The following is a 26,691-nucleotide window of genomic DNA, read 5'->3' as shown; positions in this document are numbered from 1 at the left end:
CCGCAGCACACTCTCAACCGGCGGCACCATACATGGTCATTGGTCTTCGCCATCGAACTACTACGTAAGCCCCGGAGGCGGACGAAATAACGCCAGCCGGCGACGTCATGCGATGGGGTATGCGTCTTCCAGCTCGTGACGGTCGGCGGGCAGCAGCACGTTCACCACCACGAGAGGATGCCCCGAGGCGTCCCGCACCGCTGCGTAGACGTCCAAGACTGGAGTGTTCTTCGGCATGCCGAGCCGCTTCGCCTCGTCGGCCGAGGGCATGCGCGCGGTGATCTGCTCGATGATGTGATCGAACCGCACGCCCTTACGCGCCTGGAGATGATCCCGGAAGCTGTCCGGCAGCGCATCAGCGCTGGTCAGATCCGTCCCCTCCGACAGATCCAGGGGCAGCCAGAACGAGACGATCTCGGACGGCTCACCATCGCGGACCACGAGACGGCGGCGCAGGAACGCCCGGCTCTTGGCCGGCAGATCGAGCAGCGCGGCAACCCGGTTCGGTACGGCCTGGGCGCCCGCTTCCAGCACCTCGCCAGGGGAAGCGGTCTCGGGGTTGGTCAGGTAGGCGTGGCCGGGGCGCGGCTGTTCGGCCAGGGCGAGCGCGGGACGGCCCCGTACGAACCGGCCCTTGCCCTGCTGCGACTCGATCCAGCCCTGTTCCCGCAGCACCCGCAACGCGGCAACAACAGTGGGGCGGGACACGCCGAACTCTTGGATCAACTGGTTCTCACTGGGGAGCAGCGTCCCCGGCGGGTAGTCTCCCGCTTCAATACGCCGCTGAAGCGTCTGCACAAGTTGCGCATACTTCGGAGGCACGGACTCTAGCAACATCACGACCGTCCAGCAGCCGACAGGTTGATTTACCAAGTTTGAGCCTAGCCCGGCTCCGGATTTCTGTCACCCCATACCCGGCAACCCACTACCGGCCGGGAGAGACGCACAGGGGGTGGAACGGCAGGGCCACGAACGGGGACCGGGGGCGTGGTTGTCCGTGACCCTGCCGCAGGCGCGACGAGATCGGGGCGATGGACACCACCGACGCCCGCCCACCCCCGGCCGGGCACTCCCGTCATCTCGCCGCGCCAGCTTCTACCGGCTGACGTACTCCTGTGGGGTGCGAAAACCCGGATGTGGCCTCTGGTCTGCGGTTATCCGCCCCGTCTATGCGGCCCGCCGGTATTGGTTGATCAGGCCGTGGAGTATCTGTCGGCGTTGCAGGCGGATTTGATCGAGATCGCTGGGTGTAGCCGGGGCATGTGGCGGTTGAGGTGGTTGACGGTCTCGTGAGCGGTGGGGACGGTGCCGGTTGTAATGCCGTTCGTATGTCTGCAGGACCCGGCGGAGATGGCGGTCGTTGTAGACCAAGAGCCGGTCGGTGCATTCCCGTCGAACGGTGCCGACCCAACGCTCGGCGATCGCGTTGGCCCGCGGCGCGCGAACCGGCGTTCTGATGACGCGAGCGCCGAGACCGCCGCCCGGACATCCGCAGGGGTAGAGGGACGCCCGGGGCGCTTGGATGGGTAGGTCCACTGGCGTGTCACCAGGGCGCGGTGCCAGCGCAGCAAGGTCGCGGGGGTTACGAAGAAGACGTTCCACGACGAGCGAGGGAGCAGCCGTGACAGGGCCGCGAGCATGACCCGATCCCCCGGCTGGAGATCGAGGCGGTTCACCTGGCGGCGCAGTACGGCGACCTGATGGCGAAGCACCACGATCTCGATCGCGTTGGCCCTATCACCGCGACCCAGCAGGACCAGGAGCTGAAAGACACGCCCGAGGATGAGGTAGAGGAAGGACCACAGCACCGTCAGCAGGATGCCCGAGACCTCATCATGCTTGAGCCACAAACCCCCAGGTCAACCACTGCGACTAAATTCTCGCACCCCACACGCAGGGACCTAGATACGGGTGATGCCGGGAGAGCCGCTACGCTCCCGTGGCCCCATCGATGCGCTCCCGGATCAGGTCGGCGTGCCCGGTGTGCTGCGCGTACTCCTCCAGGAGGTGGATGTAGATCCAGCGGAGGCTGACCTTGCCGGTCGGCGCCCGGGGGTCGTCGGCCAGCTCCTCGAGGTCGATGTCCGCAACCGCGGCGTCGCAGGCAGCCGTCTCCGCGAGGAAGGCGGCGTAGTCCGCCTCGGCGTCGGCGTCGGCCACCAGGTCGAAGTCGCCGTCTTCGTACTCCTCCGTGATGTGCAGCTCGGGCAAGTTTTCGTGCAGGAACTTCTCCCGGAACCACCAGCGCTCGACTTCCGTCATGTGTCGCAGGAGGCCGAGCAGCGTCAGGTTGGACGGCTCCACGGAGGCGGTCTTCAGTTGCTCGGAGGTGAGGCCGGCGCATTTGCGCAGCAGGAACACCCGGCGGAGCTTCAACCAGTTATCCAGCATCTCGCGTTCGCCACAGGCCATGTCCGTCCGAGGTCCCCGCTCTACGTCGGGTGCTGTCCACGTCATGTCACCATCATGACGACCTGCGCAACCGATTTTGCGGGGTACGCGCGTATCTTGCCCACCGCCGGGCGTATCGCTCGAAGATGGGGCTCGACCGGGGCATCCCTGTCCCGGCCTCAGCGACCAAATCCTTTGTCAGCAGGCTCTTACTGGCGGTGGAAGCCCGCGGTCTCCTCTACCAGCCCGACGCCGACTCCAACGCCGACAGCGACTTCGAAGCCGGCGCCGACGAAGAGGTGTTCCCGCGCCTTCTTGCCGTTGCCCGACCCGAAGTGCCAGCCGGGAGCGCGTAACCCAGCCGTCACGCAATCCACGATCGCCACGACGATCTGCGTGGCTGGCTACAGCAAGAAGATCAGGCCGCCGGTGAGCTACACGAACGCGTTGAAGACCAGGCAGGTCGCCGAGTACGGCTACAAGGACACGGACCCGGCGCACTATGAGGAAGACCATCTGATCCCGCTGTCACTGGGCGGGTCGCCGAAGAGTGTGATGAACCTGTGGCCAGAGCCCCGGTACAAGGCAGGTGGCGCGACGGCGATGGATAAGGACGTCGTCGAGTTCAAGCTGTACAAGGCGGTCTGCGCCGGGACGATCGACCTTGCGCCTGCCCAGCAGGCGATCGCGAGAGACTGGCGTACAGCGCTGGCGAAGGTCGGCCTGTAGAGTCACCCGATTCAGCCGGCGCGGGGGCGACCAGGATGACGCCGGGGACACCGACGTCGCGCTCGGAGCATCCCCGCGGGCGCGGGGGCGACGCAAATAGCGAACTGGACCCCTCCCGGGGCCGGGGAGCATCCCCGCGCTCGCCGCGGTGCCGCACGCACTGGCGGTCCGGTTAGCCGCCCATTCTGACCGGGGGAATCCATCTCGGCCCTGGCGCGGTGCCCGATCTGCCGGCTGCCCGGTGAACGGTGGCCAGATGTGAAGGTGCTCGGGAACTACCGGCCGCCCCGGGTCGTCAGCACGCTCGGGCGCATCGGCGCGACGTTAACGCCAGCCCCCGTGTAGAGAGGTCGGCGGCGGCACCGCGCTGGCGCCAGCCGCGACACCATCCCCCGTGGAGTGACCATGATTTTCCGTTCCCCCCGACTCGCTGCGATCTTCGGCGCTCCTGCCGAGTCGGTCACCTACGCCCAGCTCGAAGCGCTGGTCGGCGAGATTGAGGCAGCAGAGGCTGAGGACCTCGACTACAAGCGCGAGTACAAAGCGGGAGTGGACGGCAGTGACGACGCCGCCGACGACATCGCCGTGGACATCGCCACGTTCGCGAACCACCGCGGCGGCGTCATCGTCGTCGGCATGGCCGAGGCCCAGGGCGTCCCGTCGAAGGCGATGCCGATCGACCTGACGGACCAGCTGCTGCGCAGGATCCGGACGGCGTCCGCGCGGGTCATCCCGACTCCCCAGTTCGACCTCATCCGCGTCGCGAACCCGGACGCAGACGCGAAGGTGCCTACGGGGTTCCTCCTCATCGTCGTCCCGCCGAGCGGGTCCGCTCCTCACGCGGTGATCAACCCGAAGGAGGACGGGAAGCTGCGCTACCCGCGCCGCAACGGCAGCGGGAAGATCTGGATGTCCGAGAGCGAGGTCGCGTCGATGTACCGGCGCCGGTTCACCGCCGCGGTGGACCAGGAGGCCCGTCTCAAGGACATCGAGGGTGACGCGGTCTACGGCATCGAGAAGATGCAGTCGTCGGCCGCCCCGTCTCCGCTGCTTGTCGTGTCGCTGGTTCCCGATGTCCCAGGCGAGTTCACAATCGACATAGACGTGTACGACAGGTTCCGTCAGGAGATCTACCAGCAGACCATGTTTGTGGGCTCCACCTCCGTGGGGGACGCTCCCCAGGCGGCTGTCGGCCACCGCAGACTGATCGCCTACAGCAACGGAGGCTGGCGGGACATCAGGGCCGAACTCCACACCGACGGCTCAGGAGCTCTAGCTTTCGCTCTTCCGTGGGAACCAGTGGACGGCAACGAGGTCGCGCAGGTGCTGGACTCCCACGTTGTCTCCTACACCGCATCCGCGCTCCGCTATCTGGCTCGCCATGCCCGCGATCGAACGGGGGCGGCTGGTGTCGCCGCCGTGAGTGTCGCGCTGCTGGGAGACGCTGACGCGAACGAGCTGGTGACGTCACGCAACTCGCCCGGGGTTGCACTGCTCACGCCGCATCCACTCGGTGGCACCTACCGCGTCTACGGTGCGGACGCCCAGAAGTACGGTCGAGGCGAAGCAGAGTTCCTGCTGGATGACCTCGCCGACGACGGTCAGCCGCTCGCGCGCGCGACGGCCCGGCTCGTGGGCGATCTGTTCCAGGCGTACGGAGCGATCGAGACCCTGCAGATCACACGGGACGGAGCGCTCCGACCCCGGCCCTGGGGCACAGACTGGTCCACTGGGCAGCGGTGGGCGCAGCAGACTGGCATCCCGATCGACAACGGGACGCAGGGAGGAAACTGATGGCCACGAGACAGGAACCAAGCCCCGGAGACGTCGGTTCTGATCACCTTCCTGCACGCCCGATGAGACGAGGACGAGGCCGAGCTGGACACGATGCTGAACAGTGCGCTCGTTCAGGGCTACGTCCGCGTCTACGGTGAAAGCTGAAAGCAGACATCGCCGCCAAATGACAGTGGCTCGCCGAGTACGCCGACGCTCTTCTCATCCAGGCAGGGTTCGCTGAGACCGGTGAAGAGACAGGCCGCCGCGAGGCCCTGGAGATGGTGGGCCGTGCCCACGCCACTGCCTATGCCGATCGCCTGGGCTATCGACCGGAGTGGAAGCCGTAACCTTCGACACAGTCGAGGGCGCGCGCCTTCGAGACAGACAGGAGCTGACCATGGGCTCCATCCTGGAGCCGACCCCGGAGACGGGGCCATACCACACCGAAGTGCGCGGGAGTCGTTCCCCCTGGAAGCGCTGTATGCGAATCTCGCCGAAGACCGACGGCGGGCCATGCGATGAGGATGCCTGGCGACCGGCGCCGACACGTTTCCTACAGGGAGACGGGGACAACCGCGAGTTCCGCGATGTCAGCCACGGCACGCCGCGCCAGGACGCGGACCTGCTCCCAGCGCGGATCGCTCATCAGCCCCTCGCAGGTCCACACCTCGGCATGCTCCTCACCACTCATCGCCTGCAGAGCGTGATCGATCCCATCCAGCAACGCCTTCACCTCAGCGGTGAGCAGACCGGGCCGCTGTTCGTCTACCATCCATACGGTCTGGTAGACATCGTCGAAGTTGAGAGCGAGTTCATCCTCGGGGAGCGTGTTCCGCTCACACCAGTCGTGCTGAAGTTCAGCCGGAGCGGCGAGCAGCACCAGAGCTTCGGCCAGCCGTGACAGGCACACCAACACATCAGCGATCACATCACCATCCTCACCCAGCTACAGCCGGGTTACGACTCATATAGGAATAAAGCGACCCACTCGTCCGAGTCCGCACCACGCCGCGCCAAGGGGCATCACGCGCTCCAGTCAAGCACCCGAAGTGGACGAGTGAGCCCGTGGTCATCCACAAGACCCTGGGCGAAGCCCAGCGGGAGGCCACTCATACTGATCATCATCATTTGCGGCCACCAGCCACGAGTGAGGGTGACACCCTCTGCGGCAGGCTGATGCTGCGGAATAACACCGTTCCGGATGGCCTTGTGCAGGCCCTCGGCGACTCCTGCCATCTCGGGGACGAACACAGGAGGTTGGGCATCCGCGACCGCAAATCCTCCTCCTGCTTGGTCGACCCTGTGATGCCGGCCATGAGGGATCCTCCTCACTCGATGTGCGAACAGATCCAGATGCCATGGCTCACGGGTTATTTTGTCTAAGGTTGATATCACCGGAGTGCTATGCATCTGGAGGCGTGATGGAGTTAAACTCGCTCAGGCAGTTCCTGGTGGTGGCGCGGCTGGAACACCTCAGCGGCGCGGCCGAGGAGCTTCGCGTCGCCCAGCCGTCGCTGAGCCGTACCATCGCCCGGCTGGAGAGCGAGCTGCGCACACCGCTGTTCGACCGGAGCGGCCGGCTGCGGCTGAATAGCGCGGGCAAGCTCTTCCGCGATTACGTCGAACGCTCCCTGGGTGAGCTGGATGCGGGGCGGCGCGCCGTCGCCGAGGCCGTCAGCGAGGGTGTGGGCACCGTACGGCTGGCGTCGGAGACCTTCCTCACGCTCACCGGGCCGCTGGCGGCCTTCAAACGAGCTCACCCGACCATTGAGGTCGAACTCCGCTGGATGGCGGCCGAGGACATGGGCCGTCACCTGCGGGCCCAGGACGTCGACCTGTGCGTCGCCTCCCAGCCGATCTCCGCTGAGGGCCTGGAGGCGGTCCAACTGCTCGATGAGGCGGTCGGTGTGGCCACGCCGCTCGACCATCCACTGGCGAGCCGTACGTCGGTGACCATTGACGAGCTCACCGGCCAGCCCTTCGTCAGCGCCCGCAAAGGGCACTGGCAACGCCGCCTCCTGGACCGGCTCTTCGCCGCACGAGACCATACCCCGAAGATCGTCTGCGAGGTCGACGAGCCCAGCGCCATCGCGGCCCTGATCAGCGCGGGGCTCGGCATCGGTCTCGTCCCCTCCTTCGCCCGGACCAGCTCCACGCGGGTCCCCGCCGCCTGGGTCCCCGTCGACAGCCCTGACTGCCGACGCGCGGTCACCCTGTACTGGGGCGCTGGCAGCCACCTATCCACCGCCGCCCGCCTGATGCGCACCACGATCGCCAACTGGAACTGGATCACCGGCGAACCACAGGAGAAGCGCTGAGGACGCTCTTCGTGATCGTCACGTTGTCGGGTGTCCTGTCGGCGACGTCGACGATGTGAGGCGTGATCCGCTCACCACTTCGATCGGGTGGTGCCCGGTGGCGACCAGTCCGCCGCCGTCGGTAGCCGCTCACGGGCTCGCAGCCGAGAGAGCAGCCTCCAACTCCAGCCTGTCACGCAGGTTCACAGCCGACACCAGCGGAGGGCGTGGCCGCGTGCGGCGTCCGCAGCACTCCTCACGGACGTTCCAGCCGTGCTGGGTGAGGTCATGGCATCGTGGCATGCTAGCCGCGGAAGCCGTCACCAGGGCGATGCGCCCATGGCGGTCGGCCTGAGTGCGGGGGCGGAGGAGTACAAGGCCGGCCAGGCCAACACCACCCGATCGATGGATGGGGCCTTGGGGGCTGCCCGTCCGGGTCGGGTCACTTCTGGAGAACGGCCTGGATCTCGAGGCTGATCGACACCTTGTCGCCGACCACGACGCCACCGGCCTCCATCGGGGTACTGATGTCCATGCCGAAGTCGCGCCGGTTGATCTCCGCGGTCGCGGAGAAGCCGGCCCGCTGTGCACCCCACTGGTCCGGGCCGAACCCGTTCACCTCGACGGCCAGCGGTACCTGCCGCGTGACGCCGTGCAACGTCAGCTCACCGTCGATGGCCCAACCGTCGCGGGTCTGGCGGATGCCGGTCGAGCGGTAGCTCATCGTCGGGTACTTGTCGATCTCGAGGTAGTCGGCGGTGCGAAGGTGGTTGTTACGTATTTCGTTGCCGGTGTCGATGGACGCGAGGTCGATTGTCGCGGTCACCGACGAGCCCAGCAGGTCCTCGCTCGTGACGATCGTGACGTCGTAGGTGGTGAACCGGCCACGCGTCTTGCTGATCATGAGATGACGGACAGTGAAGGCGATCTCGGAGTGCACCGGGTCGGCTTTCCAGGTGCCGACCAGATAGCCCGGGATCTCGACGGTCGCGGGGACGAGGGTCATGGTTTCCTCCATGGATGGGGTGCCGCGGCGACGCGGCGCAGGCGGGAGTGGGGTGGCGGGATCAGGGCTCGAGGTCGACAACGCCTTTGCCGCTGGGGATGTCGAGCGGCACCGAGACCTGGTCGTGCATGATCAACCATGTGCCGTCGATCTTCTGGAGGCAGTACGTGACCCTGACCCACATACCGCTCGTCGCCGTCCCGTTCTTCAGCGTGCCGCTGAGACGAGCGAACGCGTGCCCGAACGCCACGTCATCGCCCACGGTGAGCGTCAGGTCGCGAACCTCATATGTCACACGCTCGAAGAACGTGAACACGGGCGCCCAGTTCTTGAGCTTCGCCTCGATCCCCACGTGCTGGAGCGGCGGCTCGACGTCGAAGGACACGATGTCCGTCGCGTAAAGCCGCTTCAGACCCTCGAGATCCTTGCCTTGGAGCCCTTCGACGATCTTGTCGACCAGCTGGCGGATCTTGGCTTCATCTACCTCGCGTTGCGTAGGCATCGCTACCCCAACCCTTCCCTTTGCGGTGGAATCTGGCTTCTACACCTCCGAGGCTATGGCTCAGGAGTTATCTTTTCTAAGATAACTATTGCTATGATGTTATGTCCTGGGCGGCATGATGGAGCTGGACCCGCTCAAGCAGTTCCCGGTGGTGGCGCGGCGGCTGGAGCACCTCAGCCGAGCCGCGAGGCGCCCAGCCGTGTCATCGCCGGACTGGAGGGCGAGCCCGGGCACACTCTGTTCGATCGCAGCGGCCCGGCCCCTGCTGAACGACACGGGCAAGCTCTCCTGCGTCGAAGGCCCCTTGGGTGAGCTCAATGCGGGGCCACTCGAAAGACGTGCGCAGCTCTATGCCGTCAATCGCGCACTAGATGCGGCCATCGGCGAGGGGTTATGCCTTGCGGGGTATCCGTTCATGGCAGAACCGGTCTTTGAAGGCATAAGCGCCTGTCCTCTACGGTGCAATGGCTCCCACACCACACCACTGCACCGGGGAAGGTCGCACCATGAGCGCTGCGGATCTGGCCCGACTCCAGTTTGCGGCCACCACCGGCATCCACTGGCTGTTCGTGATCCTCACGATGGGCCTCGTCCCCATCGTGGCGATCATGCACACCAGGGCCGCGTTCACCCGAGATCCCGCCAAAGCGGCCGTACGGGAGCGCATGACGCGCTTCTGGGGTCAGCTCTACCTCATCAACTACACCGTCGGCATCGCCACCGGCATCGTCATGGAGTTCCAGTTCGGGCTCAGCTGGAGTGGGCTGAGCAAGTTCGCCGGCAACGTGTTCGGCGCCCCGCTAGCACTGGAAACCCTCATCGCTTTCTTCGCCGAATCCACCTTCCTCGGCATGTGGATCTTCGGATGGGGGCGGCTGCGCCGCGGCGTGCACGTCACGTTGATCTGGCTGGTGGCCCTGACCGCCTACGCCTCCGCCTACTGGATCCTCGTCGCCAACGGCTTCATGCAACAACCGGTCGGCTACCAAGTACGCGACGGAGCCGCCTACCTCACCGACTTCGCCGCGCTGGTGACCAACCCGAGCGCGCTGATCGCGCTGGCCCACGTCACCCTGGCCGCGCTGACGACCGGCGGTGTGTTCGTCGCCGGCGTCAGCGCCTACCACTTCGCCCGCGACGCCAAGGAGACCGACCTGTTTCGCGGCTCGCTCCGCCTGGGGGTGTGGGTGGCCATGCTGGCCTCCTTCTTCGTCATCATCGTCGGCGACATGCAGTTCCCCCTGCTGCGCCGTACCCAGCCGATGAAGATCGCCGCTATGGACGACAGCGGCGTCGCCCAGGTGCAGGCCCAACTCCTCCAGCAGTACGGACCGGGCGACTACACGCTGCCGGGCGAATGGCTGCGCGTCTCGATGGACGCCATGACGATCATCGGCAACACTATCTCCACCATCACCCTGATCGCCGTCATCCTGCTGTGGAAGGACTGGCTGGTGCGCTGGCGCCCCCTGGCCTGGCTGATGACCGCGATGATCCCCTTCCCGTTCATCGCCTCGGTGGGCGGCTGGGTCTTCCGCGAGGTGGGCCGCCAGCCGTGGCTGGTCTACGGCGAGCTGACGGTCGCCGACGCCCTGTCCCATGTCAGTACGGCTGCGCTGGCCATCTCGTGCGCGACCTTCATCGCCATCTTCGTGGCGCTGGCGGTGACGAACTGGACGCTCATCACCCGCCTGGCCAGACGCGGCCCGGACGCCACCCAGCTCGGCGCGCTGCAGCCGCTGGCCGAAGACAAGCAAACGGTTCCGGCCTTCTGAGAGCGAGACGACCATGCAGACGTTCTGGCTGGCCCTGCTCGGGCTGCTGCTGTCCGGGTACTTCGTGCTGGGCGGCTACGACCTCGGCGTGCAGCTGCTGCACTCGTTCATGAAAGACCGCGATGCGGCCCTGGGTGCGATGGCACCGTTCTTCCTGGGCAACGAGGTGTGGCTGGTGGCCTTCACCGGCGTGCTGTTCGGCGCCTTCCCGCACCTGGAGGGCAGCCTGCTGTCCGGGCTGTACCCGCTGGTGGTGGCGATCTTGGTCGGGCTGGTGGTAGGCAACACCGCGGTCCAGCTGCGCCGCCGTACCCGCCGCGGCCGCCGGTGGTGGCAGGCGCTCATCGTGGCGGGTGGCACGTTGCCGGCCGTGTGCTGGGGGCTGGTGGTGGGATTGTTGCTGCATGGGGTGCCGCGCCTCGCCGACGGCAGCTTCCACATCGGAGCCGGCCAGGTGCTCACGCCGTTCGTGCTGGCCTGCGGGGTGAGCGTCGCGCTGCTGTTCGCCTCGCACGGGGCGGCCTTCCTGGCGCTGCGCTCGGCCCCTGACCTGGCCGTCAGGGCCCGCCGGGCGGGCACCACCCTGGTGGGCGCGGCAGGCGCCGCCGCCGTCCTGGCGCTGGTGTTGACGCTGCTGGGCGTGGGCGCTTCGATGACCAATCCACTCACCTCGGCGCCCCTGACCGGGCTGCTGGCGACGGCACTGGTGGCCGCCTGGTGGTCGCTGTCGCGCGGGCACCGCATCCGCGCCTTCGCCGCCACCTGCTGTGCAACGGTCGTGCCGGTGCTGCTGGTGGGGGCAGGGCAGCACCCGTACGTACTGGCCACCAAGGCCGGCGCAGGCCTGAGCGTCGCCGAGGCTGCGGCCGACGGCACCACGCTGCAGATCCTGACCGCGTTCGGAGTGGTGCTGATCCCGACGATCCTCGCCTACCAGGCGTGGAGCTGGTGGGCCTTCCGCGCACGCACCGCCAGCAGCTACTTCTGAGCGACGTGCTACGACCCATCGTGGAGGCCGGCAATCAGCCAATGATCGCCATATTGACGGCGTACTTCATAAGGTCAGCTGAGCGGGTAAGCGTCTTCCAGCTCGTGACGGTCGGCGGGAAGCAGCACGTTGACCACGACGAGAGGATGCCCGGAGGCGTCACGCACCGCCGCGTACACGTCGAGGACCGGCGTGTTAGCCCAGGTTCACAACCCGGCCTCGGAGGAGGTCGATACGCAAGCCTAGTCGTCACTGGCGTCCAGTGTGGAGGACAGTCGTTCGAGCAGGCTGGCTAGCTGGGCTTGCTCGTCCCCGCTGAGCCCGGCGAGGAGCCGACGCTGGTTGTCCAGGTGGACGGCGATGAGCTCATCGGTCAGTGCGATGCCCTCGTCGGTGAGGGTGATGAGGCGTCCGCGCGAATCCGCCTCGGCGACGGATCTGGTGACCAGCCCGCGGGCTTCGAGCCGGTCGACCCGCTTGGTGATAGCGCCGGTGGAGACCAGGACGGTCCGACTGAGCTCGCCTGCGGAGAGGGTATAGGGCTCCCCCGAACGTCGAAGGGCCGCAAGCACGTCGAAGTCGCCGTTTCCCAGTTCTGCGGCGCCGAAGGGCGGGCGCAGCCGCTGGTCGAGCGCGTCGGTGAGCCGGAAGAGCCGGCCGATGACGAGCATCGGTGTCGCGTCCAGATCGGGCCGCTCGTGTTTCCACTGTTCGGCGATGGCGGCGATGGCGTCGTCCTGCATGGCTTTCATTATACCTTCCACGGAAGGTAATATATCTTCCATGGAAGATATCTTTACCCCTGCCACGGTTTCCTGTTACTTCGACCCCACCTGCCCCTTTGTCTGGTGCACCTCCAGGTGGCTGCTCGAAGTCGAACGGCTTCAGCCGATCGACCTGCGTTTCCGGATCATGAGCCTGTCCGTGCTCAACGAGCACCGCGAGCTCGAGCCCTGGTACCGCGAGTTCAATGACCGCGCCTGGGGCCCGGCCCGGGTGTGCGCGGCCGCCGAAGTGCTGCACGGCAATGTGATCCTGCGCGACCTCTACACCGCGCTCGGCAGCCGCATCCACGCAGGGCGCAACAAGGACTACGACGGTGTCATCGCCGAGTCACTCGACGAGCTGGGGCTGCCCGCGGAGCTGGCCAAGGCCGCTCACACCGACGAGTTCGACACGGCCCTGCGCGCCAGCCACCAGGCCGCGCAAGAAGCGATCGGCGAAGAGGCCGGGACACCCGTCGTCACCGTGGACGGCGCGGCCTTCTTCGGCCCCGTCCTCACCTCGATCCCCAAGGGCGAGGAGGCGCTTCGGTTGTTCCAGGCAGCTCGGACCCTGGCCGGCATGGGCACGTTCGCCGAGCTCAAGCGAGGACGCGGTGCGCTTGACTTCGGCTGAACCCGGCGTTCGCACGCGCCGCCGCCTCATCGCCGCAAGCCTGGTCAGCTCGATCGGCGACGGCATATACGTGCCACTGACGATGCTGTTCATTCGCTCGCTCACCGGCCTGTCGCTGACGTCGATCGGCGCGGGCCTGACCGTCGCCGGGCTCTGCGCCCTGGCGTTCATGCCGGTCGCGGGCATCCTCATCGACCGCTTCAGCGGCCGACGGGTCGTCATCGGCGCGCTCGCGTTGCGGGCGACCGGTTTCGCCGCCTACCCGTTCGCCGACTCCTACCCCGCCTTCCTGGCGATCGCCCTAGTGGTCGCGGTGGGGATGTGGGCCTCCTCGCCCAGCCAGCAAGCACTCATCGGCGAGATCGCCGCAGGCGCCGAGCGCGACCGGCTGCTGGCGTGGGATCGCAGCCTCCGCAACGGCGGCATGGGATTCGGCAGCCTGGCGGCAGCGGGCATGCTGGCGTTGAACGGCAACGCCGGTTTCATCGGAGCCGCGGTGGTTTTGGCCGCGGTCTTCGCCATCGCCGCCGTACTCGTGGCCCGGATCCCCACCATCCGCGGCGCCATGCGGCAGGAGGGGACAGAGGACGGGTTCCGTCAGGTGCTGGGCGACCGACCCTACCTGCTCATCACCGCCGCCAATTTCCTGATCGCGTTTGGCTACACGACCCAGGCCATCGCCCTCCCGGTCTTTCTAACCCGCGACATCGGCATCCCCGACGCCCTGGCCGGGGCCGTGTTCGGGGTCAACACCGTTCTGGTCGCCGCGCTCGGCGTCCCGGTCGCCCGCCTGACCATGCGTGGCAGGCGTACGCGTGGAGCAGCGCTCGGCGCGGCCGTCTTCGCACTGTCCTTCGCCGCGTTCGCGGCCCTTCCCCAGCTCGTCAGCGGTGCCGAGGCCGTCGTCGCCGTCCTGGCGGTCGCGGTGCTCTACACCGCAGGCGAACTCGTCCACTCAGCGCCGGCGCAGGGCCTGTCGGTGCAGGCCGCCCCCGATCACCTGCGGGGCCGGTACCTGTCGATCTACCAGCTGTCCTGGTCGGTCTGCCGCACCCTCGCACCGCTGCTGCTGGGATTCCTGCTTGAGGCCGGGCAATGGCAGCTGTGGACAGTTCTGGCGGTCATGGTCCTGACCGGCGCGGCGCTCCTGCTGTACGCCGAGCGCGGGCTTCCGGCACACGCGGTCAGCACCCGCGAAGTCGCCACCACTTCTCCTCAGGAGGTCATGACGTGATGGACGAAAGCTTGCGAGACCTGTTCCGGTCGCTTCCGGTCTTCCCTGCCCAGATGCCGGTCTTCGACCCCGCGACGGCTCCGGACGGCCCGGTGGCTCTGTTCGTACGGTGGCTGGAGGAGGCGATCGAGGCACAGGTAGACGCGTGGCGGCGAGGTTGGGGTGACGGTCCGCTCGACCAGGCCGTCGCGTTCCAGGCTGCGCAACGTCAGCGTGAGCATGCGCTGGGAGATGCCCTCGATGGCGCGCTGAAGCTCGGAGTAACGCTTGGGACCGTCGCCCAGCAGGCTCATGACCAGCACGCTCCACTTGTCCCCGACCCGGTCCAGGACATCGCGCTACTGGCACGTCGGATGGTCTTCGGAGACACGCACATCGGTTGCCGGTCCGGCTGATCGGCCGCAGGGTCCGCGTCCTGCTCCACGCCTCGGACCTGGTCATCTACGACGGACGCGCCGAGGTCGCCAGACACGAGCGGCTGCCCGGTAAGTCCGAAGCTCGCCTCGAGCTGGACCATTACCTGGAGACAGCGAGACCGTCGGCCAGCCCGCCCAGGGCGCGGACCCGGCTACCCCGCCCGCAGTCGCATCCCTGACCGCCCGCCGCCTGGAGAAGCTGCCGCCCGACACCCGCCCGTTGCCGTCGGTCGCCGCCTATGCCCAGTCGCTCCGCCGAACCCGAATCCCGCAGGAAGGAAACGCCAGGCCATGACCTTCAAGCCCCCCGCGGGTCCTCGTCGGAGACCGGCGGGATACCCATCAGCTCGGTCGCGACGTCCATCCCGTCCCGGATAAGGAAGCCATCGCTGATCAGTCCTTGCGGGTGACGCTGCTCCCGGCGGGCAATCTCCGCCGTCACCTCCAACGCTCGGGCGACCGTCTCACGCATCCCGCGCAGTTCCTCGTCGGACAACTCTTGCCGGCTACCGAAGTCAGGCATGGGGAACACGCTCACGCTGCACCTCCCACACAAGGTGACGCAAGCGGCATGACATGGGTTGACGTGGGATGTCCACCTATGCGAAACCAGACGGCATTGCCTGCCTCGTCATCGTGATGGACTCCCCAAACGTCGGCCATGACGTCCACCATCCACAGGCCTCGCCCGCTGCCGTCTTCCAGGCACGCCTCGCGGATGACGGGAACGCTGGCGGCCGATCCGTCATCGATGACCTCGCAGTGCGCGACGCCGTCCCCAGCCGCCAGGAAGACCGTGACCAGCCCGCCCGGCTCGCGCCCGGAGTCCGAATGCACGACGGAGTTCGTGACCAGTTCACTTAGCAGGAGAACGGCATCATCGAGCACCTCACCGGTCACCCGTCCAGCCAGCAGCGCTCGCGCCCACACGCGGGCAGCGCCGACCGATGATGCGTTCCCAGGGAAGTCGGCCTCCCCCAGCGCCCCCAAGCCGCCGTGCTGTACGGTCTCGGCATGAAAGCGGCCGGTCCGCGCCCGAACCTTTGCGTGCGGAGTCATACGGTCACCGCATCTCTGATCTTCCTGGCGGCATCCTCATCGAGTGCCCACGTCCACTCGCCTTGCCGCCAAAATCGCGACCACGCCGGCCGCCAGGTGAACACCCAGCCGTGGGGCCGGTGAATGGCCTGGACCCGAAGCGGCCGTCCCCTCGCTCTCATCACATCGAGAACAGGAATTTCGTGCGGGCGCAGCACGATCGAGGTGACCATTCCGAGGCCCTTCAGGTCCCAAGCCAATCGCACTAAATGAATGAACTGCTGCTGGTCTTCACCCCTTCTCATAAAGCAGACCATCCGAACTCCTTCGACTGCCGCTTCTGCTACAGAAGCGATCGACTATCGTCATGATCGCGCATCATCGTCTCGCGCTGGTTTAACTGCGCCTACCGCGTGCATATCCGTCAACCCACCATGCGTTCGGCGCACACCCAGAGTGCCTGCACGTAGGCACAATGCGAAGCCGGAATTCCATGACAGCCCACGCCAAGTTATGACGATTTCTGGTTTAACGTTGGTCTATCACCTGCATGGTCGCTAAGTTTGACGGGCGATTTCCCAACGACTGGAGGATGCGATGACCGACGAGCCAACCCATATGCCCGGTTCGCCTCGCGTTCGCTTCGGTAGCGAGATGCGTCGGCTGCGGGAGGCCGCCCAGCTGTCTCAGGCGGCTGTGGCCTCACGTCTGGGATGCACTCAAACCCAGGTGAGCCGCTTGGAGATTGCGAAACGCGCGCCGTCCAAATCGGACGCAGAGAAACTCGATCAGATATTCGGGTTGACCGATAGGCAGTACTTTGTGGGGCTTTATCAACGCATCATCTCTCGCCCGGGAGGGCCTGGTTGGTTTATGGGATGGGTTGAGGAGATAGAGCCTTCCGCCCTGGTTCTCCGATCCTGGGATCCCCTCCTGATCCCTGGCCTGTTGCAGACAGAGGCCTACGCTCGCGAGATCTTCGCGCAAGAGCCGCGCATCAGCCCGCAGGAGATCGACGAGCGTGTCAGGGCACGAATGCAGCGCCAGCAAATCCTGGATCGAGACGATCCGCCGTCGCTTCTGGTCATGATGGACGCGGGAGTGCTACGCCGCCCTGTGGGAACCTCCCAGGTAATGCGCGAGCAGCTTGACCATCTACTTGTGACCGCGCAGCGACCCGCCATCTCCCTTCAGGTCGTCGATTCCAAATGCCTCCCTGGCCTGCTGGGCGCATTCATGATCGCAGAGATGCCTAATGGTCCAGACACTGTCCACGCTGACTCTCCTGCCGAAGGCCAGGTGTCCGCTGATCACGATCTCGTACTCTCCCTATGGAACCGATACGAGGCGATACGACTGTGGGCCTATCCTGAGCATGTATCGCTTCAGATGATCAAGGAAGTGAAGCAGGAATGGACCTGAGCGCTGCCGTATGGCGGAAGTCGTCACGCTCCGGCGGGAATGGCGGCCAGTGTGTGGAGGTCGCCAGCAACCTTCCAGGTGTCATCGCGGTCCGCGACAGCAAGGACCCCGATGGCCCCCGGCTGCTCTTCACTCCTGCCGAGTGGCGAGCCTTCGTCGATGGCGTCAAGGATGGCGAGTTCGACGCGTAGCACCACCTGCAACCACCCCCGTTTCCCACGCGTGTGCCCTACGTCCCTTCCTCTGGCAGGGCTGCCTCGATAGCGAGAGCGACTTTCTGGGTGACTTCGGAAGGGGTCTTCCCGGTTGCCCTGGCCAGCGAGGTCACCAGCAGCATCATGACCTGCAGGTTCGCGCTCATCCTTCGGCTGTTTAGCACATTAGGTCGACTGTCGCTGCGACACCCGATGCCGGCCGCGAACGCCGCTGGCTATGTCCCTCAACCGCAGTGGTCCCGCTGGGTCAAACCGCTGCCGGCCCGAACAGGCGGTCCAGGTGGTAGTCGATGATCTTGGTGGCGGCCTCGTGGCTGCGCTGTCGGCTGAGGACACTGGAGGTCAGGCCGTTGGCGAGAGCCAGAAGGCTGGCGACTTCGGTACGCGGGTCACGATCGGGGGCGATGTCCCCGGCCTGCTGCGCGGCGGTCAACCTTACGGTGAGGAAGTTCTCCAGCGCGTTGGGCAGAGTGAGCCCGACTGCGGCGAGCGCCGGGTCAGTGAGGGCGGCGGTGTAGTAGGCGGTCCAGGCCATAGAGTCCAGTTTGCTCTGCTCGTCGAAGGGCAGGATCGTGCCGAGGACGGCGGCGAAAACGCCTCGCGGTGTCAGCTCGCCCGCGGCAGCGGCGGCTCGCTGCTTGAGCCGGCGGTCCATGCGGGCACCCAGCTCGGTGAGGCCGGACTCGAGCAGGGCCTGCTTGTTCGTGAAGTAGTACTGGACGACGCGCAGCGAGACCCCGGCCTCGGCGGCGATCTCACGCATCGACACTGCCTGCAGGCCGCGGGTGCTGGCGATGCGCAGCAGCGCCTCGGTCAACTGGCGCCGCCGCTCATCATGATCCACCTGTCGGGGCATGCCCGTTTCCTACCTGTTGTTCGTGCTGTGCTTCGACGTTGCGGTCCCGGGCCGCGCCTGGCTGGGAAAGGTGAGGATCCGCTCGGCGACCAGGTCCGGAGCTTCGACGGGCAGCGAGTGTCCAGTGCCGGGCACGATCTCCACGCGCCAGGCCGGCGCGATGTCGGCTAGCCGTGCGGCCACCGCCTGCGCGTCGAGCAGCGCGCTGCGAGCGCCTAATAGCACCTGCACGGGCACGGACACCTCGCGTATCTGCTCGTCGGTGTAGGCGGGCGGGATGGGTACGCGCCGGCGGAAGGACCATCCGGCCCGCATCAGCCTCACCAGCCCATCCTCGCGCAGTACGCCGTTGTCCACTACCTCGGCCATGCGGTGTCGCAACGTACGAGGAAGCATGGAGGCGATGGCCCCGGCAAGGGCCCACCGGATGAACCGCCTGGGCAACGGCGCGAAGCCGCCCGGGTCCACCAGCGTCAGTGCCGCGACCCGGCCGCCCCCTCCGAGTTGCTGTTCCACCGCGGCCCAGCCTCCGGCTGAGAAACCCGCCAGGTGTGCGCGCTCGGCTCCGACTGCGGCCAGTACGTCGGTGACCCAGCCGCCGACCTCGGCACCGGTCGCGAGCGGCTGCCTCTGAACCGAGCGGCCTGGCTCGCCGAGAGGGTCGACGGCAAGGACCGGGCGCGTGCGTGCCAGCGGCTCGATGTAGCGGTACCAGGCCAGCGCGTTCCCGCCGGCACCGGCCACGAGGACCACGGGATCCCCCTCGGCGGGCCCGGCCCGATGGATCCGCACAATGCCGGCGCGGGTCTCCACGTCGAAGGCGTCCACCGGAACCGGCCACAGCTCGCCGAGCACTCGGTCATAGACGGCGTAGTACTTGTCACGGGCAGAGTCGCTGGCGAAGGCGGACGGCCGGTCAGGCATGCGCATGGTGACCCCATCTCCCGAATGGATACAGTCGTATCCTATCAAGGGACCAGCGAGGCCGCGACCGCGGTGGTTGAGTGGGTGACGGAACGCGTTCCCGATCTGCCCGTCATCGCCCGTGTGCGCCCGGCCAACACCGCCTCTCAATGGGTGGCGGTGCGCGCTGGCCTGGTACGGGCTGAAACACCTCGACATCGCCGGCGAGGACGGCTGCACCACCCTTCCCGGCGAAATCACCCGACTACAGCTCGTCAGGGTCACTTATCGCGCAGGAGACGAATGCCTACCAACGCACATGGTCACGCCAGGGCCGCTCTGCTGTCCGGCAAACGCCAAAACCCCGGCCAGCTCAACCAGCCGACCGAGGGCAAAGGTTAAAGATCAAGCTGAGTCATCGAGTTAGTAGACGACAACGGGGAACGGCCCGTATTGGCCGTCTCCGCAGAAGCCGTGCCGAGCAACGGTTCCGGTCGGCTTGGATCCCCGGTCAAGGCCGGCGAACTCGATAATCGAGATCTCCCAGTAAGGTGGATCGTCCTCATCTATGTATTCTGGAGGACCCCCGATATCTGGTCGATAGAGCGTCAACAGCAGACGCTCGCTGCCATTCCTCATGAACAGGCAGGCGAATGACCGCTCAATGACGTCGCCTGACCGGAACTCCACACGCAGAGGCCGGTGGACGTCCGACCCGAAGCGGTTGATGAGCCAGGCTGCGGCCTTGCTTTGGTCTGGAGTAATCGGGCGGCGTGACGGATCCCCAAGCGCGATGCCATCAATCTGTCGATCGCGTAGGCCCCGGATGAACCGCGAAACCGTCGACCTTTGCTTCTCCGTCCCGCCCGAATAATCGACCCCCGACGGGGTTGCGGGTGTGCCGACTCCGGTTGCAGAGTCGGCACACCCACCCATGGCCGCGAGTAGTATGCTGCAGATGAGCATCCTTGAGGCAGCCGACAATCCCATTGTGCTACCGGTTTAGCCCGGCGAACGACACCTTTTGGGTGCCCATACGCTCAGCGAGATTCTTGTACCCACCTGTACCGCCAGGGGCTGTGCTGCGCTGCGCGAAGAGGATCTTGTCGTACCCGGGGGTTCCCGGGAGGATATTGGTCACGATCGTGCTTCCCCAATCCGTCGAGCCTTGTGCTCCGCAGTCAGTTCATCAGTTCCGGATCGGCGACCTCACACGGACTTGTCATCCCTCCGTGTCTCATGCCTGATCGCCAGCCGAACCGCCCAGTAGATGAGGAAGAACAACACCACTGCCGGAACGACCCAGAGCACCGACAAAATCAGCAATTCTGCTGCCCCAAATACCATTTGATCCTCCACATAGGGGAGGACAAGTGTGCCTGATCTACCATTCAAGGTCTACCAATTCGCCCAAAGCTGAGCTGGCCGCGAGGCGGACGGTTGTGACGCCTCCGGCGGGGGCCTCGGCTCCGGGATGGTCGCCGCAAGCAAGAGCCCGAGTCCGTAGCTGGCTGAGGTTGGAACTGTTGCGCCCCGTGCTACAGGACGCGCTGGGCAACGTCCCGCCCCCGGTCGAAGATGTCGCGCGGACATTCGCCGAGGCGCTTATCCGCGCCGCCGCCCCGTGATCAACAAGTGGCCCCGGACACCGCTGCGCACCGCCTGAGCAAGGAGTTCGCCGGCACGTTCGGAGCCGAGACGATCGCGCGGTTCCTGCAGACCAGTTACGACGAGTTCGCCGAACATGGCCGGGTCACCAACTTCCTCCCCCTGCTGGCTGAACGATTCGCCCGCCAGCGACTACACGCCCTGGCGAGGGTGGAAGACGGGAGCGACGGACGTCCTGTCGTGCTGTTCTTGTGCGCGCACAACGCGGGCCGCAGCCAGATGGCACTCGGGTTCTTCCGGGCGCTGGCTGATCAGAACGCACTGGCCTGGTCCGGCGGTTCTGAATTCGCCGACGAGATCAACCCCACAGTGGTAGCGGCTATGGCCGAGCGAGGTATCGACATCTCCGCGGAGTTTCCCAAGCCATGGACGGACGAGGTTTTCCAGGCGGCCGACGTCGTAATCACGATGGGATGCGGGGACGCCTGCCCGGTCTACCCCGGCAAGCGCTACCTGGACTGGGAGCTTGACGACCCCGCCGGGAAGGGGCTCGCGGAGGTCCGTCCGATCCGGGACGAGATCGAGCGCCATGTGCGCGACCTCCTCGCCCAGCTCAACCTGCCTTCCATCTGACATCACGCGGCCGTGCGCTGATTAGACATCCATCGATATCGACATATATTGATATCGACAGGCATCAACACAGGGAGGGCGGATGGAACCGCTGGAGCTTCTGGAGTGCAGCTCGCCGCTGGCGCGTGAGCCTCTGGACGGCGAGCAGGCCGCAGGAGTAGCACGCGTGTTCAAGGCGCTCGGCGACCCGGTACGGCTGCGCATCCTGTCGATCGTCGCCAGCCACCAGGGCGGCGAGGCCTGCGTGTGCGACCTGTCCGCCGCCTTCGACCTGTCCCAGCCGACGATCAGCCACCACCTCAAGGTCCTGAAGGAGGTCGGCCTGCTCACCTCCGAGCGCCGCGCCTCCTGGGTGTACTACCGCATCGTCCCCGAGACGCTCGCGGAGCTGTCGGCCCTGCTCAGCGTCCCCGCCACGGTCTGATCGGCATCCGCTCCGCCCTCTCCAGCACGTAAGGAAGATCACTCCTCATGTCATCGAGCCCGACCCGCGCCCCAGCGTCCGCCCCGCCCGAAACCGGCGTGATCGGCGGCCTGTCGACGCTGGACCGGTTCCTGCCGGTCTGGATCGGCGTCTCGATGGCCGCAGGCCTGCTCCTCGGACGGCTCGTCCCCGGCCTGAACACTGCCCTGGACGCCGTCAAGGTCGGCGACATCTCCCTGCCGATCGCCCTCGGTCTGCTGCTGATGATGTATCCGGTGCTGGCGAAGGTCCGCTACGACCGCCTCGGCACGGTGACCGGCGACAAGCGGCTGCTGATCTCCTCGCTGGTGCTCAACTGGCTCATCGGCCCGGCCGTCATGTTCGCGCTCGCCTGGATCTTCCTGCCCGACCTGCCCGAGTACCGCACCGGCCTGATCATCGTCGGGCTGGCCCGCTGCATCGCCATGGTCCTCATCTGGAACGACCTGGCCTGCGGCAACCGGGAGGCCGCCGCCGTACTCGTCGCCATCAACTCGATCTTCCAGGTCGTCGCCTTCGGCGCCCTCGGCTGGTTCTACCTGCAGGTGCTGCCTGGATGGCTCGGTCTGTCGCAGTCCGCGCTCGAGGTCTCCGCCTGGGACATCGCCGGGTACGTGCTGATCTTCCTCGGCATCCCGCTCGCCGCCGGATACCTCTCCCGCAAGCTCGGCGAACGCGCCAGGGGCCGCGACTGGTACGAGACCCGTTTCCTGCCGAGAGTCGGCCCGCTGGCCCTGTACGGCCTGCTGTTCACCGTCGTCATCCTCTTCGCTTTGCAGGGCGACACCATCACCTCCCAGCCCGGCGACGTCGCACGGATCGCGCTGCCACTGCTCGCCTACTTCGCCCTCATGTGGGGCGGCTCGTTCCTGGCCGGCCGCGCCATCGGCCTGCCCTACGACCGCACCACCACGCTGGCCTTCACCGCCGCGGGCAACAACTTCGAGCTCGCCATCGCGGTCGCCGTCGGGGTGTTCGGCGTCGCCTCGGGCCAGGCCCTCGCCGGCGTCGTCGGCCCGCTCATCGAAGTGCCCGTCCTGGTCGCCCTGGTCTACGTCAGCCTCTGGGGCCGACGCCTGTTCACGAAGGAGCCCGTCCATGCCTGACCGCAAGCCCAGCGTCCTGTTCGTCTGCGTCCACAACGCCGGACGCTCCCAGATGGCCGCAGGCTGGCTCGCCCATCTGGCCGGGGACCGGATCGAGGTCCGCTCCGCCGGATCCGCTCCGGCCGATCAGATCAACCCTGTCGCGGTCGAGGCCATGCGCGAGGTCGGCATCGACATCACCGGCGGGCAGCCCAAGATCCTCACCCCGGAAGCCGTTGAGGCCTCCGACGTGGTCATCACCATGGGCTGTGGCGACACCTGCCCCTTCTTTCCCGGCAAACGGTACGAGGACTGGAAGCTCGACGACCCCGCCGGCCAGGGCATCGACGCCGTACGCCCGATCCGGGACGAGATCCGCACCCGGATCGAAAAGCTGATCGCGGAACTCGACCCGGCGCCGACCAGGTAACCGTCCCAGGTCGGGTCAAATCCCAGGGGCCTCCTCTCGTTGGGGAGGCTCGTTGCTCGATGACCAGCCCGCAGATGCGGCAGAGCAGGTGGAAGTGGCTTGTGGGGTGCGAAAACCCGGATGTGGCCTCTGGTCTGCGGTTATCCGCCCCGTCTATGCGGCCCGCCGGTATTGGTTGATCAGGCCGTGGAGTATCTGTCGAGGAAGACGGTGTCCACGTGGAACAGATCGCACGCCCAGATGCCCTCGGCCTGCGCTTTCAGGAACTGACTCCAGCTCGGGCCAGTGCGACGTGGTGCCGGACCGAGCCCGGCTCTTTTGAGGATGTCCCGCACTGTGCTGGGCGGCACCCGAAGGCCGACGCCGGCCAATTCGCCGCTGATGCATTGCGTCGACGTCGCCGTTGGACGCCCGCGTCGATGCGCTCCGCGTAGAAGTCGAGAAGGCCCGGCATGCTCGTCATCGTCTCCGTGGCGTGCGGGAGCATGTCCGCAGCCTTGAGGCGCTTGCGTCGGCGAGGGCGATGGCCTGCGAGTAGCAGAAGCATGGACGTCCAGAACATGCTCATGCCCATGGTCGGCGGCAGGAGACTGCGTATCGCCGTCCGGGTCAGGCGGGCAGAGAAGCGAGCCATCCGGTAAGGATCTCGTTGACCTCCTCGCGGCGCTCCTGCTGGATCCAGTGGCCGCAGCCGTCGAGTATGCGCGAGGAGACCAGCCCCGGCAGGGTAGCGGAGTATGCCGCGATGGCGTCGGCCATCCAAGTGGTGGAGGCGTCCAGCGCGCCGCCGATGAACAGCGACGGCTGAGTGATGGGGGCTCCGTCGAAGTCGGCGAGGTCCTCCCAGTCCCGGTCCATGTTCCGGTAGCGGTTGAGCGCCCCGGTCAGGCCGGTCCGCTCGAACTCTGCAGCGTAGGCATCGAGATCGTCCTCGCTGAGCCAGGCGGGCAGCCGACCGGAGGGGAACCGGTCGCGCAGTTTCCCACCCCGGGATACAAAGTGCGGGTCCGGGGAGCCGGTGCGCGGCATGGTGTCGCCGGACAGGGCGGCGTAGATACCGGCGAGCCAGCCGCGGACGTCCGGTTCGATCTCGGCCTCGGCCCGTCCGGGTTCCTGGAAGTAGCTGACGTAGAACTCCTCCTCGCCGCCCATCCGCGCGAAGACCTCGCTGGGCCGCGGCCCTCCGCGCGGGGCATACGGCACGCTCAGCAGCCCGACCGCGCGGAAGACGTCTGGCCGAATGAGGGCGGAGTTCGCGGCGATGGTCGCGCCCCAGTCGTGGCCCACAATCACCGCCGTCTGCTCACCCAGGGTGTGTACGACGGCGACGTTGTCCTCAACCAGTTCCAGCATCCGGTACGAGGCCACGTTCTCTGGCTTGGAGGAGCGGCCATAGCCCCGAACGTCGACGGCGACCGCCCGGAAGCCGGCCGCGGCCAGCGCCGGCAACTGGTGGCGCCAGGAGTACCAGGACTCGGGGAACCCGTGCACCAGCAGCACCAGCGGCCCGGATCCCTGCTCCACCAGGTGGATGCGACCAGTAGAAGACGAGACCAGGCGATGTGTGACCGAGGCGGCAGGAGCGGACCGCGACATCAATCCTCCGAAGCTTGTGATCCTCGTGCGCCCAGTGCGAACCACGGTCGGCGCACCGGACGATGGTTCTTGCAATCATCCGCTGTGCGGTGAAGCCGCCGCGAATCACTTTGCCACTTCGGCAAACCGATTCTGGAGATGGGGCCATCGGAATCATCCGCTCCTACCGGGCCGACCGGATCGTCGACTACACCACCATTCCTGCCAGGCGGTGGCCGGGATGGTTGCTCGGCGGTTGCTCGTGTGTACGCGGCACGGGGAGAAATGGGCCGTCACAGCCGGGCACGTCGGCAGGGACAACGACGGACTAAAAGGCAGAAACCGGCACGGCGAGACACAGGGACACCGCGGCCGAACTACTCGACGAGGCCGAGCAGGCAGGCCGGCGACTCGGTCATGACGGCAACCACATGTGGACCGCGTTCGGCCCGAACAACGTCCTGTGCCACCGGGTCAACAGCGCGCTCCGTCTCGGCGACGCCGGTACCGCCATCGAGAACGCCCGCAAGATCGACCTGAACGCCCTGCCATCAACGAGCGCAAGGCCACTGTTCTGCTCGACACCTCCCGTGCGTTCCTCGCCTGGGGCAAGCACGACCGCGCCCTGTACGTCCTGCGTGCGGCCGGAGACATCGCCCCCGAAGAGATCACCGGCCGCCCCGCCACGCTTAGGCTTGTCCGCGACATCCTCGCCACCGCGCCCATCACCGTCCGGCGCGAAGCCCGAGAGTCCGCCGAAGCCCTGGGAGTCAGCGCGTGACCGAACCCGGCAAGGTCCTCTACGTCATCGTGTGCGCCGCAGGACCGGCCAGCGACGTCGACCGCCTGGTGGTGATGGCCCAGGAGCAGGGGTGGACGGTCCAGATCATCGCCACCCCGTCCGCGCTCGACTTCATTGACGTGCCCGAGTTGGAGAAGCAAACCGGCCGCCCTGTCCGCAGCCAGTACCGCAAGCCCGGAGAACCGAAGTCCCCGAGGGCAGACGCGATCATCGTTGCCCCGGCCACCTACAACACCATCAACAAGTTCGCTCAAGGCATCTCCGATACCTACGCCCTGGGACTCTTGGCCGAGGCACCCGGCCTTGGCATCCCCGTCGTTGTCCTGCCCTTCGTGAACAGCGCCCTTGCCTCACGCGACCCACTCCGCCGCAGCGTCGAGACGCTTCGTTCTGAAGGAATCCACGTCCTCTTAGGCCCCGGCCAGTTCGAGCCCCACACCCCGAGCACCGGAGCCGACGTGATCGACACCTATCCCTGGCATCTCACCTTGGCTGAATTGGACCGGTAGCCGGTCAATCGACCGACACCTTCTTCGATGCGAGGACCATCGAGCCCAGAAGGGGAGCGAACGAGAACAGCATCGATGTAAACAGCACCGGGGCAGGCCAGCCCAACAGTGGGGGCAATCCAAGCATGAAGAAGAAGAGAGCGCCCAGCAGCAATTGCCCCGCGAACCAATGTGCAGGAATCTGGCCGCGTTTACGCGCTATCCGGCGCGGAACTTGCTTGGCCCTCAAGACGTAGATCCCCTGCGCGCCCAGCAGGAGACCAGCCCCCACGAAGAACCACCAGACCCACGCAATCGAATCCGTCACTCAGTAGCTCTCTGGTCGAGGGGGCACTGCTCAGCACGAGAATTCTGCCGAATTGAGCTTTTAGAGATCAAGGGTGGCGCTCCGCGCCGCCTCGCGGCCCTGCGCCCGCTCGGCGGCCGGGCATGCGGCCTGGGGGCCGGTCCCGGCCGCCAGCAACTCGGGCCGCTGTCATTCCGCGGCACCACCCCTCCCGGCGAGATCACCCGACTAGGAGCCGTTTTGTAGATCTTCGTTGTGGTGCGGTACAAGGTCATGGTGCAAGATCGCCATGACCTGACCGACGAGGAGTGGCTCCTCCTCGAACCGCTCATGCCGGCTCATCCGCCTCGGGGG

33 protein-coding genes are annotated in these 26,691 nt (G+C 66.6%); 16 read left to right on the top strand and 17 right to left on the bottom strand.

Translation table 11 applies throughout. From position 1 onward, the window contains the following. Nucleotides 1-105: 105 nt before the first annotated feature. The 4 genes from QSK17_RS05430 to QSK17_RS05415 form a co-directional block, all read right to left on the bottom strand. Nucleotides 106-798, bottom strand: coding sequence for a GntR family transcriptional regulator (locus QSK17_RS05430; protein WP_285703299.1), 693 nt, complete (start codon nucleotides 796-798; stop codon nucleotides 106-108). A gap of 369 nt (nucleotides 799-1,167) precedes the next feature. Further along, nucleotides 1,168-1,536 (bottom strand): integrase core domain-containing protein, encoded by a 369-nt coding sequence (locus tag QSK17_RS36070; RefSeq protein WP_352231768.1) that lies wholly within the window; start codon nucleotides 1,534-1,536, stop codon nucleotides 1,168-1,170. Nucleotides 1,537-1,929: 393 nt separating this feature from the next. Further along, nucleotides 1,930-2,457, bottom strand: coding sequence for a DinB family protein (locus QSK17_RS05420; protein WP_285703297.1), 528 nt, complete (start codon nucleotides 2,455-2,457; stop codon nucleotides 1,930-1,932). Nucleotides 2,458-2,600: 143 nt separating this feature from the next. After that, on the bottom strand, nucleotides 2,601-2,759 hold the full coding sequence (locus tag QSK17_RS05415) for a hypothetical protein (RefSeq protein ID WP_285703296.1): 159 nt from the start codon (nucleotides 2,757-2,759) through the stop codon (nucleotides 2,601-2,603). A gap of 28 nt (nucleotides 2,760-2,787) precedes the next feature. Here QSK17_RS05415 and QSK17_RS05410 point away from each other — a divergent pair, with 28 nt between their 5' ends. Both QSK17_RS05410 and QSK17_RS05405 read left to right on the top strand, forming a co-directional pair. Then, nucleotides 2,788-3,120 (top strand): hypothetical protein, encoded by a 333-nt coding sequence (locus QSK17_RS05410; protein WP_285703295.1) that lies wholly within the window; start codon nucleotides 2,788-2,790, stop codon nucleotides 3,118-3,120. A gap of 405 nt (nucleotides 3,121-3,525) precedes the next feature. Beyond that, nucleotides 3,526-4,914, top strand: a complete 1,389-nt coding sequence (locus QSK17_RS05405; protein WP_285703294.1) for an AlbA family DNA-binding domain-containing protein — start codon at nucleotides 3,526-3,528, stop codon at nucleotides 4,912-4,914. A gap of 535 nt (nucleotides 4,915-5,449) precedes the next feature. Here QSK17_RS05405 and QSK17_RS05400 read toward each other — a convergent pair. Then, complete coding sequence (locus QSK17_RS05400; protein ID WP_285703293.1) at nucleotides 5,450-5,824, bottom strand: hypothetical protein; 375 nt, start codon at nucleotides 5,822-5,824, stop codon at nucleotides 5,450-5,452. 493 nt (nucleotides 5,825-6,317) lie between these two features. Here QSK17_RS05400 and QSK17_RS05395 point away from each other — a divergent pair, with 493 nt between their 5' ends. After that, nucleotides 6,318-7,214 (top strand): LysR family transcriptional regulator, encoded by an 897-nt coding sequence (locus QSK17_RS05395; RefSeq protein ID WP_285703292.1) that lies wholly within the window; start codon nucleotides 6,318-6,320, stop codon nucleotides 7,212-7,214. A gap of 421 nt (nucleotides 7,215-7,635) precedes the next feature. On the opposite strand, the gene QSK17_RS05390 is transcribed toward QSK17_RS05395, so the two are convergent. Continuing rightward, on the bottom strand, nucleotides 7,636-8,199 hold the full coding sequence (locus QSK17_RS05390) for a YceI family protein (protein ID WP_285703291.1): 564 nt from the start codon (nucleotides 8,197-8,199) through the stop codon (nucleotides 7,636-7,638). Nucleotides 8,200-8,260: 61 nt separating this feature from the next. Then, nucleotides 8,261-8,701 (bottom strand): YybH family protein, encoded by a 441-nt coding sequence (locus QSK17_RS05385; protein ID WP_285703290.1) that lies wholly within the window; start codon nucleotides 8,699-8,701, stop codon nucleotides 8,261-8,263. 506 nt (nucleotides 8,702-9,207) lie between these two features. On the opposite strand from QSK17_RS05385, the gene QSK17_RS05380 reads away from it, so the two are divergent. Beyond that, complete coding sequence (locus tag QSK17_RS05380) at nucleotides 9,208-10,476, top strand: cytochrome ubiquinol oxidase subunit I (RefSeq protein ID WP_285703289.1); 1,269 nt, start codon at nucleotides 9,208-9,210, stop codon at nucleotides 10,474-10,476. Between the two features lie 13 nt (nucleotides 10,477-10,489). Next, nucleotides 10,490-11,464 (top strand): cytochrome d ubiquinol oxidase subunit II, encoded by a 975-nt coding sequence (locus QSK17_RS05375; RefSeq protein WP_285703288.1) that lies wholly within the window; start codon nucleotides 10,490-10,492, stop codon nucleotides 11,462-11,464. Nucleotides 11,465-11,706: 242 nt separating this feature from the next. Here QSK17_RS05375 and QSK17_RS05370 read toward each other — a convergent pair whose 3' ends face one another. Further along, nucleotides 11,707-12,207 (bottom strand): MarR family winged helix-turn-helix transcriptional regulator, encoded by a 501-nt coding sequence (locus QSK17_RS05370; protein WP_285703287.1) that lies wholly within the window; start codon nucleotides 12,205-12,207, stop codon nucleotides 11,707-11,709. A 40-nt stretch (nucleotides 12,208-12,247) separates the two neighbouring features. On the opposite strand from QSK17_RS05370, the gene QSK17_RS05365 reads away from it, so the two are divergent. Together QSK17_RS05365 and QSK17_RS05360 are read left to right on the top strand one after the other, a co-directional pair. Beyond that, entirely contained in the window at nucleotides 12,248-12,862 is a 615-nt protein-coding gene (locus QSK17_RS05365) for a mycothiol-dependent nitroreductase Rv2466c family protein (protein WP_285703286.1), read from the top strand. Next, nucleotides 12,849-14,096 carry an MFS transporter gene (locus tag QSK17_RS05360; RefSeq protein ID WP_285703285.1) on the top strand — a complete coding sequence of 416 codons (1,248 nt, stop codon included), beginning with the start codon at nucleotides 12,849-12,851 and terminating at the stop codon, nucleotides 14,094-14,096. Before QSK17_RS05365 ends, QSK17_RS05360 begins: the two co-directional genes overlap by 14 nt. Here the strand turns inward: QSK17_RS05360 and QSK17_RS36380 are convergent. Continuing rightward, complete coding sequence (locus QSK17_RS36380) at nucleotides 14,078-14,389, bottom strand: winged helix-turn-helix transcriptional regulator (protein ID WP_502889137.1); 312 nt, start codon at nucleotides 14,387-14,389, stop codon at nucleotides 14,078-14,080. The genes QSK17_RS05360 and QSK17_RS36380 overlap by 19 nt on opposite strands. Before the next feature lie 86 nt (nucleotides 14,390-14,475). Between QSK17_RS36380 and QSK17_RS05350 the strand changes: the two genes are divergently transcribed. Continuing rightward, entirely contained in the window at nucleotides 14,476-14,691 is a 216-nt protein-coding gene (locus tag QSK17_RS05350; protein WP_285703284.1) for a Mu transposase domain-containing protein, read from the top strand. Nucleotides 14,692-14,810: 119 nt separating this feature from the next. On the opposite strand, the gene QSK17_RS05345 is transcribed toward QSK17_RS05350, so the two are convergent. Both QSK17_RS05345 and QSK17_RS05340 read right to left on the bottom strand, forming a co-directional pair. Further along, the gene (locus tag QSK17_RS05345; RefSeq protein WP_285703282.1) at nucleotides 14,811-15,050 is read right to left on the bottom strand and encodes a hypothetical protein; all 240 of its coding nucleotides are present in this window, start codon (nucleotides 15,048-15,050) and stop codon (nucleotides 14,811-14,813) included. After that, nucleotides 15,047-15,571 carry an ATP-binding protein gene (locus QSK17_RS05340; RefSeq protein WP_285703281.1) on the bottom strand — a complete coding sequence of 175 codons (525 nt, stop codon included), beginning with the start codon at nucleotides 15,569-15,571 and terminating at the stop codon, nucleotides 15,047-15,049. Before QSK17_RS05340 ends, QSK17_RS05345 begins: the two co-directional genes overlap by 4 nt. A 576-nt stretch (nucleotides 15,572-16,147) precedes the next feature. On the opposite strand from QSK17_RS05340, the gene QSK17_RS05335 reads away from it, so the two are divergent. Both QSK17_RS05335 and QSK17_RS05330 read left to right on the top strand, forming a co-directional pair. Next, nucleotides 16,148-16,972, top strand: a complete 825-nt coding sequence (locus tag QSK17_RS05335) for a helix-turn-helix domain-containing protein (protein WP_285703280.1) — start codon at nucleotides 16,148-16,150, stop codon at nucleotides 16,970-16,972. Next, nucleotides 16,963-17,163 carry a DUF397 domain-containing protein gene (locus QSK17_RS05330; protein ID WP_285703279.1) on the top strand — a complete coding sequence of 67 codons (201 nt, stop codon included), beginning with the start codon at nucleotides 16,963-16,965 and terminating at the stop codon, nucleotides 17,161-17,163. The genes QSK17_RS05335 and QSK17_RS05330 overlap by 10 nt, the downstream gene beginning before the upstream one ends. Nucleotides 17,164-17,201: 38 nt before the next feature. On the opposite strand, the gene QSK17_RS05325 is transcribed toward QSK17_RS05330, so the two are convergent. From QSK17_RS05325 to QSK17_RS05315, 3 genes are all read right to left on the bottom strand, one after another. After that, nucleotides 17,202-17,333, bottom strand: a complete 132-nt coding sequence (locus tag QSK17_RS05325) for a hypothetical protein (protein ID WP_285703278.1) — start codon at nucleotides 17,331-17,333, stop codon at nucleotides 17,202-17,204. Nucleotides 17,334-17,434: 101 nt separating this feature from the next. Continuing rightward, nucleotides 17,435-18,043 carry a TetR/AcrR family transcriptional regulator gene (locus QSK17_RS05320; RefSeq protein ID WP_285703277.1) on the bottom strand — a complete coding sequence of 203 codons (609 nt, stop codon included), beginning with the start codon at nucleotides 18,041-18,043 and terminating at the stop codon, nucleotides 17,435-17,437. A gap of 9 nt (nucleotides 18,044-18,052) precedes the next feature. Continuing rightward, nucleotides 18,053-18,973, bottom strand: coding sequence for an alpha/beta fold hydrolase (locus tag QSK17_RS05315; protein ID WP_285703276.1), 921 nt, complete (start codon nucleotides 18,971-18,973; stop codon nucleotides 18,053-18,055). A 1,608-nt stretch (nucleotides 18,974-20,581) separates the two neighbouring features. Between QSK17_RS05315 and QSK17_RS05310 the strand changes: the two genes are divergently transcribed. The 4 genes from QSK17_RS05310 (at nucleotide 20,582) to QSK17_RS05295 (ending at nucleotide 23,165) form a co-directional block, all read left to right on the top strand. Continuing rightward, on the top strand, nucleotides 20,582-21,187 hold the full coding sequence (locus tag QSK17_RS05310; protein ID WP_352231767.1) for an arsenate reductase ArsC: 606 nt from the start codon (nucleotides 20,582-20,584) through the stop codon (nucleotides 21,185-21,187). 82 nt (nucleotides 21,188-21,269) lie between these two features. Beyond that, on the top strand, nucleotides 21,270-21,611 hold the full coding sequence (locus QSK17_RS05305) for an ArsR/SmtB family transcription factor (RefSeq protein WP_285703275.1): 342 nt from the start codon (nucleotides 21,270-21,272) through the stop codon (nucleotides 21,609-21,611). A 47-nt stretch (nucleotides 21,612-21,658) separates the two neighbouring features. Further along, complete coding sequence (gene arsB / locus QSK17_RS05300; protein ID WP_285703274.1) at nucleotides 21,659-22,756, top strand: ACR3 family arsenite efflux transporter; 1,098 nt, start codon at nucleotides 21,659-21,661, stop codon at nucleotides 22,754-22,756. After that, a complete protein-coding gene (locus QSK17_RS05295) occupies nucleotides 22,749-23,165 on the top strand; it encodes an arsenate reductase ArsC (protein ID WP_285703273.1) in 417 nt (138 codons plus the stop codon). The genes arsB and QSK17_RS05295 overlap by 8 nt, the downstream gene beginning before the upstream one ends. Before the next feature lie 259 nt (nucleotides 23,166-23,424). Here QSK17_RS05295 and QSK17_RS36065 read toward each other — a convergent pair whose 3' ends face one another. Then, the gene (locus QSK17_RS36065; RefSeq protein WP_352231776.1) at nucleotides 23,425-23,727 is read right to left on the bottom strand and encodes an imine reductase family protein; all 303 of its coding nucleotides are present in this window, start codon (nucleotides 23,725-23,727) and stop codon (nucleotides 23,425-23,427) included. A gap of 47 nt (nucleotides 23,728-23,774) precedes the next feature. Continuing rightward, complete coding sequence (locus QSK17_RS05290; RefSeq protein ID WP_285703272.1) at nucleotides 23,775-24,689, bottom strand: alpha/beta fold hydrolase; 915 nt, start codon at nucleotides 24,687-24,689, stop codon at nucleotides 23,775-23,777. A gap of 514 nt (nucleotides 24,690-25,203) precedes the next feature. Here QSK17_RS05290 and QSK17_RS05285 point away from each other — a divergent pair. After that, nucleotides 25,204-25,521 (top strand): hypothetical protein, encoded by a 318-nt coding sequence (locus QSK17_RS05285; protein WP_285703271.1) that lies wholly within the window; start codon nucleotides 25,204-25,206, stop codon nucleotides 25,519-25,521. After that, nucleotides 25,518-26,051 carry a flavoprotein gene (locus QSK17_RS05280; RefSeq protein WP_285703269.1) on the top strand — a complete coding sequence of 178 codons (534 nt, stop codon included), beginning with the start codon at nucleotides 25,518-25,520 and terminating at the stop codon, nucleotides 26,049-26,051. The genes QSK17_RS05285 and QSK17_RS05280 overlap by 4 nt, the downstream gene beginning before the upstream one ends. Nucleotides 26,052-26,055: 4 nt before the next feature. On the opposite strand, the gene QSK17_RS05275 is transcribed toward QSK17_RS05280, so the two are convergent. After that, the gene (locus tag QSK17_RS05275; protein ID WP_285703268.1) at nucleotides 26,056-26,358 is read right to left on the bottom strand and encodes a hypothetical protein; all 303 of its coding nucleotides are present in this window, start codon (nucleotides 26,356-26,358) and stop codon (nucleotides 26,056-26,058) included. Nucleotides 26,359-26,691 lie beyond the last annotated feature (333 nt).

It is taken from the genome of Microtetraspora sp. NBRC 16547 (assembly GCF_030268965.1).
Classification (GTDB): domain Bacteria; phylum Actinomycetota; class Actinomycetes; order Streptosporangiales; family Streptosporangiaceae; genus Microtetraspora.
This window is presented reverse-complemented; position numbering and strand designations above follow the sequence as displayed.